Raw genomic sequence first — 12,432 nt, forward strand, 5'->3', positions numbered from 1 at the left:
GGGGGGACCGGGATGAAGAGAACATTAATTGGATTGATAGCATTTCTAATTATAATGTTTCCGTTACGTATATATGCTGAAGAGTGGAGTGAACTAACGGGGTTGCTAGACGACTCGTTACAGTTAGTGAAGCGTAATGAAGATGAAAAAGCAGTACAAGTATTACAATATTTCTCGGAGCAGTTTTTAGTGAAGGGGAATGAAAAGAAGCAAGAAGTAACACCAGATCAAATTAGAGTCATTTCTTTAGCTTACGACAAAGCGAAACAATCTCTCTCGGAAGAAGATTTAGGTAAGCAAGTTAAAATTGATAATGTGATAGCATTACAACTTGCTGTTGATGCGCAAGTATCGAAATATCAACCGCTTTGGATGGAAAGAGAAGGGAAAGTAATGGATGCTTTTTCTCAAATGGAAAAAGCGATGAAAAAAGAAGATACTGGACAGTTTCAGCAAACGTTAAATACATTCTTAAATGAATTTAATATTATTTACCCAAGCCTAATGATTGCTTTGCCAGAAAACGAGGTGCAACGTGTAAATGCTCATTTATCTTATTTGGATGAATTTCGTAACGTTATGTTAAAAACGAAAGGTGGGCAAATGCAATTAGGAATCATTAAAGGAGATTTGCAAAAGATATTTCACACAGTAAAAAAAGATGAAATTGCCCCCTCTCTCATTTGGTTTATGACAATTACTGGAGGACTTATTTTATTCACATTAACTTATGTTGGATGGAGAAAGTATAAAGGTGAGCGAGAGAAAAGAAAAAGTAATGTACATTCTAAAAATAGATAATGCGATAAAGTGAAACTTTAATCAGTGGGGAGGTTCATACCTCATTGATTATTAGCCCTCATCAATCGGGCGTTTACGGGCAGTGGATATACCGCTTAAGTTCTTTGCTCCAGCAGAATTTTGAGGTGGGAGTCTAACTGTCTACAAATAGCGGGATAAATAAAGATACGGATTGTAAGGTTTATTCATTGACAATGGTGGCAGAAAAAAATAGAATGAGAAGTACTATAATTAAAACTTCAATGGAGGTTCATGATGTTTTATTTAATTTACTTCGCGATCATTTTGATCATACCGTTGTATGCACAGTCAAAAGTACGTAGTGCCTATAGCAAGTATTCACAAGTTTATTCAACATCAGGTATGACAGGAGCAGAAGTGGCTCGGAAAATTTTAGATGAAAACGGATTATACAACGTAGCTGTAGAAGAAACGCCAGGTCATTTATCAGACCATTATGATCCAACTGCCAAAACAGTTCGATTATCAACAGATAACTACTATGGCCATTCAGTTGCTGGTACAGCAGTAGCAGCACACGAAGTAGGGCATGCGATTCAAGATGCAAAAGATTATAATTTCATGCGTGTTCGTCATTCATTAGTGCCAGTTGCTAATTTTGGCTCGAATATGTCTTGGGTTTTCGTCTTAATTGGTGTGTTTGCACAAATGTCTGGTTTATTGTTGCTAGGAATTATTTTGATGGCAGCAGGTGTTGTTTTTCAACTTGTTACATTACCAGTTGAGTTTGATGCATCAAAACGCGCAATGCAACAAATTGAAGCACTTGGTATCGTATCGACAGATGAGTACGGCCAAGCTCGTAAAGTATTAAATGCGGCAGCATTAACATATGTAGCAGCTGCAGCTGTAGCTGTATTTGAATTATTACGTCTTGTATTAATATATACTGGTATGCAGCGTAGCGACGACTAAAGACTATCAATTTTGATAGTCTTTTTTTATTATCTGTAATAAATGGACAGGATAAAATGAAAGAAATATTGTAGGGAAATCATCATTAAGTAGCATACGATGAGGGGGGAGATAATGGAATATCCAGACCATATAGTAAAGCAAGTGAAAGAGCGTAGTACTTCGTATCAGCTAGAAGGTTTTCTAAGTGGACAAGGCCCTGGAAACCCAAAAATTATGCTCGTTGGTGAAGCACCTGGTGAAACAGAAATTCATAATGGGATTCCGTTTAGCGGTAGAGCTGGAAAACATTTAATGGAGTTTTTAGAACGTATTCATGTTACAAGGGAAGAAGTATATATTACGAGTGCGGTCCGGAGTAGGCCATATAAATGGCGAGAGAAAAAAGAACGAAATGGCGAAAAAATACAGAAAAAGTATAATAGAACACCAAATCAAGGAGAAATACTTGCTCATGCACCTTTATTAGATTATGAGTTGGAACATATAGACCCTCCTGTTATCGTTACGCTTGGTAATATTGCATTACAGCGTTTAGTCGGTAAAAATCATAAAATTACAGATGTTCATGGAGAATTGTTAAAACAACCCGTGCAACAATTGAAAGATAGTTGCTGTACAGAATTTGTATGGACAGAAAAAGAATATTCTATTTTTCCGACCTTTCATCCAGCTTCTATTTTTTATAATCGGAGTTTGTTGGAGCTTATTTATGAGGATTGGGAGAAGCTTAAAAGATATGTAATAAAAAACTAGAAAAGCTAAAGAGCTTTTCTAGTTGAATTTAATTATGTAACGGATTTTTATTTTCATCTAATGTAAAACCTTCACCAACTACATCATGTACGTCACTTACAGCAACAAAGGCATGAGGATCTACAGAAGTAATAATATTTTTTAATTTCACGATTTCATTTTTAGCGACAACGCAATACAATACGTTCCGTTCCACTTTCGTATACGATCCAACAGCTTTTAAAAAGGTTGCTCCGCGCTCCATGTCAGATAAAATTTGGGCAGCAATTTCATCGTTTTTATCTGAGATAATAGTTGCTCCTTTTGCCGCATAGGCTCCTTCTTGCATAAAGTCAATGACTTTCGCTCCGATAAAAACAGCAACTAACGTATACATGCCTTCGCGGTATGATAAATAGGTAAGAATAGAGACGATAATGACGATAGCATCAAACATAAACATTGTTTTCCCCATACTCCAGCCAACATATTTATGAGCGAGTCTTGCGATAATATCTACACCGCCAGTAGTCCCCCCATATTTAAATATTATGCCAAGACCGATACCGATAAATGCCCCGGCGAATAAAGCCGCGAGTGTCATATCATTTTGTAAGTTTAAATGTAAGTTAAGAACGTCGTAACGCTGAAAAATCCATAGAAATAAAGATACGCTGAATGTGCCGATTAGTGTATAGATAAATGTCGTTCTTCCAAGTAACTTCCAACCAATAAAAAATATAGGGATATTTAAAATTAAGTTTGAATAAGAAGGGTCAAACTTAAATAGAAAATACAATAATAGTGTAATACCGGTAAATCCACCTTCTGCAAGGTGATTTTCAATATTGATATTCACAATACCGAAAGAAAAAATAGCGGAACCGATTAAAATGAAAATGATATTTCGAATCTTCAAACTTGATGTCATATAGAAATCCCCCTAATTATGTAGATTGCATTGCTCCGCTGAAACGGTAAAACATAATGATAAGTAATTTCTAGTTGTTAATAAAAATAGTGAAGGCTATAAAAAAACAATTGATTTTAGCTGATCTTTTGCCAAAACCGCAAAAGAAAGTTTCACTTCATTATAGTCTATCCAAAAAAGGGTCGCAAATAGGTGTTTGGCGGGGAATAATATTTGTCAAATCGCGATGAATTGGCTAACATGAAAGAGGAAGGATTAGAGGTGATTAGTATGGAAGCAAAAACGATGAAAGATATGCAGAAAGAAGTAGATGCATATATTGGTCAGTTTAAAGAAGGTTATTTCAGTCCGCTTGCAATGATGGCTCGTTTAACGGAAGAAATGGGAGAGCTTGCGAGGGAAGTAAACCATTACTATGGTGAGAAACCGAAGAAAACAACTGAAACAGAACGTAGTATTGAAGAAGAGCTTGGAGATGTATTGTTTGTTATGATTTGTATGGCAAATAGTTTAAATATTGATTTAGAAACAGCGCATAACATTGTAATGGAAAAATTTAATACACGTGATAAAGATCGCTGGACACGCATTGATGAGGGAGAGAAAGAATAATGAAAGAAATTAAAGTAATTATCGCTGGACCAAGAGGACGTATGGGACATGAAGCAGTCCTTCTTATGGAAAGAACAGAACATTTCAATTTAGTAGCAGCAGTAGACTATAAGCACGCTGGAGAAAAGATTTCAGACTTACCTGGTATGCCGATGTTAGATACACCGATTTACGCAGATTTACATACTTGTTTAGATGAAGTGGAAGCAGATGTATTATTAGATTTAACAACACCAGAAGTTGGAAAGAAACATGTGACACTTGCAGTTGAACGTGGACTTCGATCTGTTATTGGTACAACTGGATTTACGGAAGAAGAACTAAAGCAATTAACAGAAAATGCAAAAGAAAATAAAGTAGGAACAATTATCGCTCCAAACTTTGCAATTGGTGCAGTTCTTATGATGAAATTTTCACAAATGGCAGCGAAGTACTTCCAAGACGTTGAAGTAATTGAATTACACCATGATCAAAAATTAGATGCACCATCTGGTACAGCTGTCAAAACAGTAGAATTAATTCGTCAAAATCGTGAATCAAAGCAGCAAGGTCATCCAAACGAAGTAGAGCAACTAGAAGGTGCTCGTGGTGCAAATGTAGACGGTATTCACATTCATAGTGTACGTTTACCAGGACTTATTGCACACCAAGAAGTAATGTTCGGCGGGGATGGACAAATGTTAACGGTTCGCCACGATTCATTCAATCGTGCATCATTTATGTCAGGTGTAAAACTATCAATTGAAACAGTAATGAACATTGATCATCTTGTGTACGGTTTAGAAAACATTATCGACTAAAGGGGAGAAAAACGGATGAAAATTGCCTTAATCGCACATGACAAAAAGAAAAATGACATGGTTTCGTTTGCGTACGCATATAAACCGATTTTTGAAAAACATGAATTATTTGCAACAGGAACGACAGGACTTCGCATTATGGAGGCAACTGGCTTAGATGTAACAAGATATCAGTCGGGTCCTCTTGGTGGCGATCAAGAAATCGGTGCCATGATTGCAAAAAACGATATGGATATGGTGATTTTTTTCCGAGATCCACTAACTGCTCAGCCGCATGAACCAGATGTAAATGCATTACTTCGTTTATGTGATGTATATGCGATTCCACTTGCAACGAACATGGCAAGTGCTGAAATGTTAATGCACGCATTAGAACGAGGGGATTTAGATTATCGCAAGTTAAGAAAATGAGGGGAACAATTATGAGTGGATTACATATATTAGCGTTTGGTGCTCATGCCGATGATGTTGAAATCGGCATGGCGGGTACCATTGCAAAATATACGAAGCAAGGGTTTGAAGTAGGTATTTGTGATTTAACAGAAGCTGACCTTTCTTCAAATGGAACGATAGAGTTGAGAAAAGAAGAAGCAAAGACCGCAGCTCGTATAATGGGAGTAAAAACGAGACTGAATTTAGCGATGCCAGATCGTGGCTTGTATATGAAAGAAGAGTTTATACGTGAAATTGTAAAGGTAATCCGTACATATAAACCAAAACTCGTTTTTGCACCATATTATGAAGATCGTCATCCAGATCATGCAAATTGTGCAAAGCTTGTGGAAGAGGCTATTTTTTCAGCAGGAATCCGTAAATATATGCCAGAACTTCCACCACATCGTGTGGAGTCTTTTTATAATTATATGATTAATGGTTTTCATAAACCGAATTTTTGTATAGATATTAGTGAGTACCTATCGCAAAAAGTGGAAGCATTAGAAGCGTATGAAAGTCAGTTTTCAACAGGGAGTGATGGTGTTAAGACGCCGTTAACAGAGGGTTACGTTGAAACTGTGGTCGCTCGTGAGAAGATGTTTGGGAAAGAAGTTGGAGTCTTGTATGCCGAAGGATTTATGAGTAAGAAACCGGTTTTATTACATGCTGATTTAATAGGGGGATGTAAATGAAATTAAAAATAGGTATTACATGTTATCCTTCTGTAGGTGGTTCTGGAGTTGTTGGAACAGAATTAGGAAAGCAATTGGCGGAACGCGGGCATGAAATTCATTTTATTACATCGGGTTTACCATTTCGATTAAATAAAGTGTATCCAAACATTTATTTTCATGAAGTGACGGTGAATCAATACTCTGTATTTCAATATCCACCATATGATTTAGCATTAGCGAGTAAAATGGCAGAGGTTGCACAAAGAGAAAGTCTTGATATTTTACATGTGCATTACGCAATACCACATGCAATTTGTGCTTATTTAGCGAAACAAATGATTGGAGAGCGTATTAAAATTGTTACAACCTTGCATGGAACAGATATTACTGTGTTAGGTTCCGACCCTTCGTTAAATAATTTAATTCGTTTTGGTATTGAGCAGTCTGATGTTGTTACTGCTGTCTCGCATTCATTAATTGACGAAACGCATGAGCTTGTAAAACCAAATAAAGACATTCAAACGGTATATAACTTTATAGACGAACGTGTATATTTCAAGCGTAATATGTCTCAATTAAAGAAAGAATACGGTATAAGTGAGAGTGAAAAGGTACTTATTCATATTTCAAATTTCCGTAAAGTGAAACGTGTGCAGGATGTTGTTCAGGCATTTGCTAAAGTTGCTAAAGAAGTTGATGCGAAATTGCTTCTTGTTGGAGACGGACCAGAATTTTGTACAATTTTACAGATAGTGAAGAATTTACATATTGAAGATCGCGTTTTATTCCTAGGGAAGCAAGATAATGTTGCAGAACTGCTTGCGATGAGTGATTTAATGTTGCTTCTATCAGAGAAGGAAAGTTTTGGTCTTGTTTTATTAGAAGCGATGGCGTGTGGTGTACCTTGTATCGGAACAAGGGTTGGAGGTATTCCAGAAGTCATTCAACATGGTGAAACAGGATATTTATGTGAAGTTGGCGATACAACAGGTGTGGCCAATCAAGCCATTCAGCTATTAAAGAATGAAGAGCTTCACCGTAATATGGGAGAGCGAGCAAGAGAAAGTGTTTATGAGCAGTTCCGCTCAGAAAAAATCGTCTCACAATATGAAGCAATTTACTATGACATACTAAGGGATGACAAAAATGGAAAGATTTAAAAAAGCTAGTTCTATTATTGAGATATTAAAACAACAAGGACATGAGGCTTATTTTGTTGGTGGGAGCGTACGAGATCTTATTATCGATAGGCCGATTGGAGATATTGATATTGCGACATCTGCTTTACCAGAAGAAGTAATGGATATATTCCCAAGACATGTTCCTGTTGGTCTTGAGCATGGAACTGTAATTGTTGTAGAAAATGGTGAACCTTATGAGGTAACCACTTTTCGAACAGAAAGCGAATATGAAGATTTTCGAAGACCTAGTAGTGTTCAATTTGTTCGTTCATTAGAAGAGGATTTAAAACGTCGTGATTTCACAATGAATGCGATTGCCATGACAGAAGAAGGCGAAATAGTGGATTTATTTGCTGGGCAGGAAGCGATTCAAAAGAGAGAAATTGTGACAGTTGGAAATGCAGCGAATCGTTTTCAAGAAGACGCACTAAGAATGATGCGTGGCATTCGGTTTGTAAGTACGTTAGGGTTTTCTTTAGAAACGAAAACGAAGCAAGCGATTGAAACGTATGGGCACTTGCTAGAACATATAGCAATTGAGCGCATCACAGTAGAGTTTGAGAAACTGTTAACTGGTACCTATTGTGTGAAGGGCCTCAAAGAATTAGTAGAGACAAAGCTATTTTCTCATTTGCCCTATTTACAAATGTCAGAAGAGAGACTGTTAAAAGCTACGCAGTATAAATGGGATTCTTTTGAAACAGACATTGAGGCATGGGCATTTTTCTTATATTGTATCGGAGAAGAGCATCCATCTGTATTTTTACGTCAATGGAAGTTTTCGAATAAAAAAATAAAAGATATTGTCGCAGTTTTATTAACAATTCGTACGAGAAAGGAGAAGGATTGGGATACAGTCCTTCTTTATAAAACGGGAATTCATATCGCTGAAATGGCAGAGAGAGTATATGAAGCGATGATTGAAAACTATAACCCTACATCTGTTAAACGAGTACAATCAATGTTTCATGCATTGCCAATCAAGGGTCGTCAAGAAATGAATGTGAGTGGGAATGATCTATTAAACTGGGCGAATAAAAAGCCTGGTCCGTGGGTTGCTGAAATGCTTCAAAAAATCGAAGAAGCGATCGTACAAGGAAATGTAGTTAATGAGAAAGAGAGTATAAGGGAGTGGCTGCAAAGATGCAATCTACTATAAGAAAGCAGTTGTTGCAAGTTTTTTCTGAAGCGGATGGAGAATTTGTATCTGGCCAAACGATTAGTGATAAACTTGGCTGTTCAAGAACCGCTGTGTGGAAACATATGGAGGACCTTCGGAATGAGGGATATGAACTTGAAGCTGTGCGTCGATTAGGTTACCGCATTGCGGGGAAGCCAGACAAAGTAACTGCTAATGAAATTCAGTTAGGATTACAAACAGAGCGTATCGGTAGAACGGTTTATTTTGAAGAATCAGTTGAATCTACTCAGCATATTGCAGCAAAACTTGCTTATGAAGGAGTAGAAGAGGGAACAATTGTCGTTGCGGAAGAGCAAACTGCAGGTAGAGGCCGTTTAAGTAGAAAGTGGCATTCGCCAAAAGGAACAGGAATTTGGATGAGTATTATTTTGCGTCCATCGATCCCGGTTCATCATGCCCCGCAGCTCACTCTGCTAGCGGCTGTTAGCGTTGCACAAGCAATTGAAAAATGCACAGGTGTAAATGTAGGAATTAAATGGCCGAATGATATTTTAATTCAAGGTAAAAAGGCTGTAGGTATATTAACAGAAATGCAAGCGGATCCTGATAAAATCAATGCTGTCATTATGGGAATTGGTATTAATGCGAATCAAAAACAAGAACATTTTGATGAGGAAATTCAGCAAATTGCCACTTCTTTAGCGATTGAATCAGGTAAGCCAATTGTTCGTGCGGAACTTATGCAACAAATCTTTTTACAACTAGAAAAATTATATGAAGAGTATTTACAAAATGGTTTCTCTGTAATTAAAATTCTTTGGGAAAGTTACGCTGTGAGCATCGGGAAAGAAATTACTGCCCGAACGATGAGACAGACGATTACGGGGCTAGCAAAAGGGATTACAGAAGAGGGTGTATTGCTTCTGGAGGACCATGAAGGGAAAATACATCATATTCATTCTGCGGATATCGAAATGAAGTAAAAGAAGTTCCTTTTTTGGAACTTCTTTTTTATTTCAATATTTTTGAGTAGGCTTTGTAATGTGACAATACACTTTTTACAACTTAAGTTGTATGTAGAGTAACGTTCGATTAGCGTTGCTTATTATTTGATTATTACTTTTCCTTCCATTCCTTTAAGGAGATGGTATCTACATATTAATTCATATGTACCAGTATTTTTAGGTTTTACGGTAATGTTTTTTTCTTTTCCTGACTCAACTACGACGTCAATTCCGAGTTTTTTCACTGTAAAGGTGTGCTCGTTCTTACCTTTATTTTTTAATAACAATGTTGTTGTTTCTTCAATCGGAATAGTGATGACATTCGGATTAAAGTAATCATCGTTAAGTTCGACTTCAATCACTTTCGTTGACTCAATAGGTTGTGTTACGACGTTAGCTGAGGCAACTACGTTGATGGAGTCTAAAGTTATCACACTCACAATCATTACAAACAAACCGAGTAATGGAAATAACCACTTGTTCATAGACATTCGCAATTCTCCTTTTCTAAGTGCTTTTCTTCAATTAACCTGCATCATTAGTTTTAGGCTTATACTATACAGTCAAATAAAATATCAGTATCTTTAAATCAATTTTTTGCATTTAAATGGATTACAAAAGAAATTAACTTGGAGTTGTAAGGTATGTATGGGAAACACACCCACTTATTTTTTAGGACTGAATTCTCTGTAAAAACTATATAGCATATACACTATCTAGTTAAATTTCACATACCGTAATGGAAATAAAAAATTATTTTTTCAAAAAAATGTAGTAATTTCTTTTTGTACTTTGCTATAATTAGTTCGAATGTGGGCAGTATCAGAGCGAACTGCACCATGATTCGAAGCAGTACAAAAAATAATAACTTGGATTCTGCCTTGATCCAATAACGGACTGGGACAGAGGGATGAATAATGCCGACTAACACACAACCCTTCTGCCCTTTTATGGCCAGAGGGGTTTTTTATATGATTTCGGCCATCGCCTCTCTCCTGCATAAAGGAGGAGTAGTTTTTGAAAACAAAAACAGATTTTTTGAAGATGAAAGAGCAAGGTGAGCCGATTACGATGCTAACGGCGTATGATTATCCTTCTGCTAAATTAGCAGAAGAAGCTGAAGTTGATATGATTTTAGTTGGAGATTCTCTTGGGATGGTTGTACTCGGATATGATTCAACAGTACCTGTAACAGTAGAGGATATGATTCATCATACGAAAGCTGTACGCCGCGGAGCGAAAGAAACATTTATTGTAACTGATATGCCGTTTATGTCTTATCACATATCGTTACAAGAAACGATGGTGAATGCACGCCGCATCGTTCAAGAGAGCGGAGCACATGCACTGAAAGTAGAAGGTGCTGGAGAAGTTATATCAACGATTCATTATTTAACGAATGCAGGAATTCCTGTCGTAGCGCATTTAGGTTTAACTCCTCAATCTGTGGGAGTATTGGGTGGATATAAAGTGCAAGGAAAAGATGCTGAAAGTGCAAAGAAATTAATAGACGATGCAAAGAAATGTGAGGAAGCTGGTGCGATAGCACTTGTGTTAGAATGTGTGCCAATGCAGTTAGCAGAATTAATTTCGAAGCAATTAACAATTCCAATAATAGGGATTGGAGCGGGACAAAAAGTAGATGGGCAAGTTCTTGTATATCATGATCTCATCTCATATGGGGTAAATCGTGTTCCGAAATTCGTAAAACAGTATACGTCTGTTCAAGAGGAAATTGTACGTGGGATTTCTCAATATGTTGCTGAAGTGAAGACAGGGCAATTTCCTGAAGAGAAACATTCGTTCACAATGAAAGAAGAAGAATGCTTAGCGTTATACGGGGGAAAACAGTAATGAAAATCATAACTACAGTGCAAGAGATGCAGCAAATTACGAGCGAACTTCGTACAAGTGGAAAGAATATTGGTTTTGTTCCAACGATGGGGTATTTACATGAAGGGCATGCTACTTTATTACGCAAGGCAAGAGAAGAAAATGAAATTGTAGTTTTAAGTGTGTTTGTAAACCCACTACAGTTTGGGCCGAACGAAGATTTAGAGCGATACCCTCGTGATATTGAGAGAGATGAAAGTGTAGCAAAAGAAAACGGTGTGGATTATTTATTTTATCCGAGTGTAGAAGAAATGTATCCGGCAGAACAAACAACAACAGTAGAAGTTGTAAAGCGTACTGACGTATTATGTGGAAAACAAAGACCTGGTCACTTTTCTGGAGTTGCGACTGTACTAATGAAATTATTTAATATTGTAATGCCAAATCGTGCTTATTTCGGTATGAAAGACGCACAACAAGTTGCTGTAATTGAAGGATTTGTAACTGATTTCAATATTCCAGTAACGATCGTACCAGTTGATATTGTAAGAGAAGAAGATGGATTAGCAAAAAGTTCTCGTAATGTGTATTTATCACAAGAAGAACGTGAAGAGGCTTCTCATTTATACCGCAGTCTATGTATAGCGAAAGAAAGAATTGAGGCAGGCGAACGTAATTCAGAAATCATTACAAATTTTGTGAAAGAACATATTGAGACGTATACGAAAGGTACTGTAGATTATGCGGATTTATATGCATATCCGTCATTGGCAATAGTAGGGGAAATGGAAGGAAGAATCATTTTAGCTATTGCAGTTAAGTTTGAAAATGTAAGATTAATTGACAATATAACATTAACGGTTAAATAAGGGGGAGCATCTATGTTTCGCACAATGATGAGAGCAAAGTTACATCGCGCAACTGTAACGGAGGCAAATTTAAACTATGTAGGTAGTATTACAATAGATGAAGATTTAATGGATGCAGTAAATATTGTAGAGAACGAAAAAGTTCAAATTGTAAATAATAATAACGGTGCGCGCTTAGAGACATATGTTATTAAAGGCGAACGCGGTAGCGGTGTTATTTGTTTAAACGGTGCTGCAGCAAGGCTTGTACAACCGGGAGATAAAGTAATTATAATTTGTTATGGCTTAGTTACGGAAGAAGAGGTTCATAAACAAGAACCAAAAATTGCAGTGTTAGACGATCAAAATCAAATTGTTGAAATGTTAGGTGCTGAAAAGGCTGGTACAATATTATAAAAGAGGAAAGCTATCTCTATATCAGGAGATAGCTTTTTTGTGCATCTTTTCATTAAGATGAGATAAAACGTGGTATAGTAACAT

At 36.8% G+C, this 12,432-nt stretch carries 15 protein-coding genes; 13 read left to right on the top strand and 2 right to left on the bottom strand.

What is annotated here, in order from left to right:
• The first annotated feature begins 12 nt into the window (after positions 1 to 12).
• The 3 genes from ypjB (at position 13) to F0362_RS07860 (ending at position 2,493) form a co-directional block, all read left to right on the top strand.
• A complete protein-coding gene (gene ypjB, locus F0362_RS07850; RefSeq protein WP_000831603.1) occupies positions 13 to 801 on the top strand; it encodes a sporulation protein YpjB in 789 nt (262 codons plus the stop codon).
• A gap of 255 nt (positions 802 to 1,056) precedes the next feature.
• A complete protein-coding gene (locus F0362_RS07855) occupies positions 1,057 to 1,737 on the top strand; it encodes a zinc metallopeptidase (RefSeq protein WP_000499539.1) in 681 nt (226 codons plus the stop codon).
• Positions 1,738 to 1,851: 114 nt separating this feature from the next.
• Complete coding sequence (locus tag F0362_RS07860) at positions 1,852 to 2,493, top strand: uracil-DNA glycosylase (protein ID WP_000456302.1); 642 nt, start codon at positions 1,852 to 1,854, stop codon at positions 2,491 to 2,493.
• A gap of 28 nt (positions 2,494 to 2,521) precedes the next feature.
• Here F0362_RS07860 and F0362_RS07865 read toward each other — a convergent pair whose 3' ends face one another.
• Positions 2,522 to 3,403 carry a YitT family protein gene (locus tag F0362_RS07865; RefSeq protein ID WP_000204285.1) on the bottom strand — a complete coding sequence of 294 codons (882 nt, stop codon included), beginning with the start codon at positions 3,401 to 3,403 and terminating at the stop codon, positions 2,522 to 2,524.
• A gap of 270 nt (positions 3,404 to 3,673) precedes the next feature.
• On the opposite strand from F0362_RS07865, the gene F0362_RS07870 reads away from it, so the two are divergent.
• Genes F0362_RS07870 through F0362_RS07900 form a run of 7 tightly spaced genes read left to right on the top strand, consistent with a single transcriptional unit; the run spans position 3,674 to position 9,229 of the window.
• Positions 3,674 to 4,015 (top strand): nucleotide pyrophosphohydrolase, encoded by a 342-nt coding sequence (locus tag F0362_RS07870; protein ID WP_044810165.1) that lies wholly within the window; start codon positions 3,674 to 3,676, stop codon positions 4,013 to 4,015.
• Positions 4,015 to 4,815 carry a dihydrodipicolinate reductase gene (gene dapB / locus F0362_RS07875; RefSeq protein ID WP_000658795.1) on the top strand — a complete coding sequence of 267 codons (801 nt, stop codon included), beginning with the start codon at positions 4,015 to 4,017 and terminating at the stop codon, positions 4,813 to 4,815. The genes F0362_RS07870 and dapB overlap by 1 nt, the downstream gene beginning before the upstream one ends.
• A 15-nt stretch (positions 4,816 to 4,830) precedes the next feature.
• Entirely contained in the window at positions 4,831 to 5,226 is a 396-nt protein-coding gene (locus F0362_RS07880; protein WP_000684758.1) for a methylglyoxal synthase, read from the top strand.
• Positions 5,227 to 5,237: 11 nt separating this feature from the next.
• Entirely contained in the window at positions 5,238 to 5,942 is a 705-nt protein-coding gene (bshB1, locus tag F0362_RS07885) for a bacillithiol biosynthesis deacetylase BshB1 (protein WP_000015658.1), read from the top strand.
• On the top strand, positions 5,939 to 7,084 hold the full coding sequence (gene bshA / locus F0362_RS07890) for an N-acetyl-alpha-D-glucosaminyl L-malate synthase BshA (protein ID WP_000768312.1): 1,146 nt from the start codon (positions 5,939 to 5,941) through the stop codon (positions 7,082 to 7,084). The genes bshB1 and bshA overlap by 4 nt, the downstream gene beginning before the upstream one ends.
• Positions 7,071 to 8,264: a CCA tRNA nucleotidyltransferase gene (locus tag F0362_RS07895; RefSeq protein WP_052943514.1), complete on the top strand. Its 1,194-nt coding sequence runs from the start codon at positions 7,071 to 7,073 to the stop codon at positions 8,262 to 8,264. Before bshA ends, F0362_RS07895 begins: the two co-directional genes overlap by 14 nt.
• Positions 8,249 to 9,229: a biotin--[acetyl-CoA-carboxylase] ligase gene (locus F0362_RS07900; RefSeq protein WP_001192037.1), complete on the top strand. Its 981-nt coding sequence runs from the start codon at positions 8,249 to 8,251 to the stop codon at positions 9,227 to 9,229. The genes F0362_RS07895 and F0362_RS07900 overlap by 16 nt, the downstream gene beginning before the upstream one ends.
• A gap of 122 nt (positions 9,230 to 9,351) precedes the next feature.
• On the opposite strand, the gene F0362_RS07905 is transcribed toward F0362_RS07900, so the two are convergent.
• Positions 9,352 to 9,741 (bottom strand): cupredoxin domain-containing protein, encoded by a 390-nt coding sequence (locus F0362_RS07905; protein ID WP_000062349.1) that lies wholly within the window; start codon positions 9,739 to 9,741, stop codon positions 9,352 to 9,354.
• 526 nt (positions 9,742 to 10,267) lie between these two features.
• Between F0362_RS07905 and panB the strand changes: the two genes are divergently transcribed.
• The 3 genes from panB to panD are packed head-to-tail and all read left to right on the top strand — an operon-like array spanning position 10,268 to position 12,348.
• Entirely contained in the window at positions 10,268 to 11,104 is an 837-nt protein-coding gene (gene panB / locus F0362_RS07910; protein ID WP_000851101.1) for a 3-methyl-2-oxobutanoate hydroxymethyltransferase, read from the top strand.
• Entirely contained in the window at positions 11,104 to 11,952 is an 849-nt protein-coding gene (gene panC, locus F0362_RS07915) for a pantoate--beta-alanine ligase (RefSeq protein ID WP_000692375.1), read from the top strand. The genes panB and panC overlap by 1 nt, the downstream gene beginning before the upstream one ends.
• A gap of 12 nt (positions 11,953 to 11,964) precedes the next feature.
• Entirely contained in the window at positions 11,965 to 12,348 is a 384-nt protein-coding gene (gene panD, locus F0362_RS07920) for an aspartate 1-decarboxylase (RefSeq protein WP_000490175.1), read from the top strand.
• Positions 12,349 to 12,432 lie beyond the last annotated feature (84 nt).

The organism is Bacillus sp. BS98 (assembly GCF_008432245.1).
GTDB lineage: Bacteria > Bacillota > Bacilli > Bacillales > Bacillaceae_G > Bacillus_A > Bacillus_A toyonensis.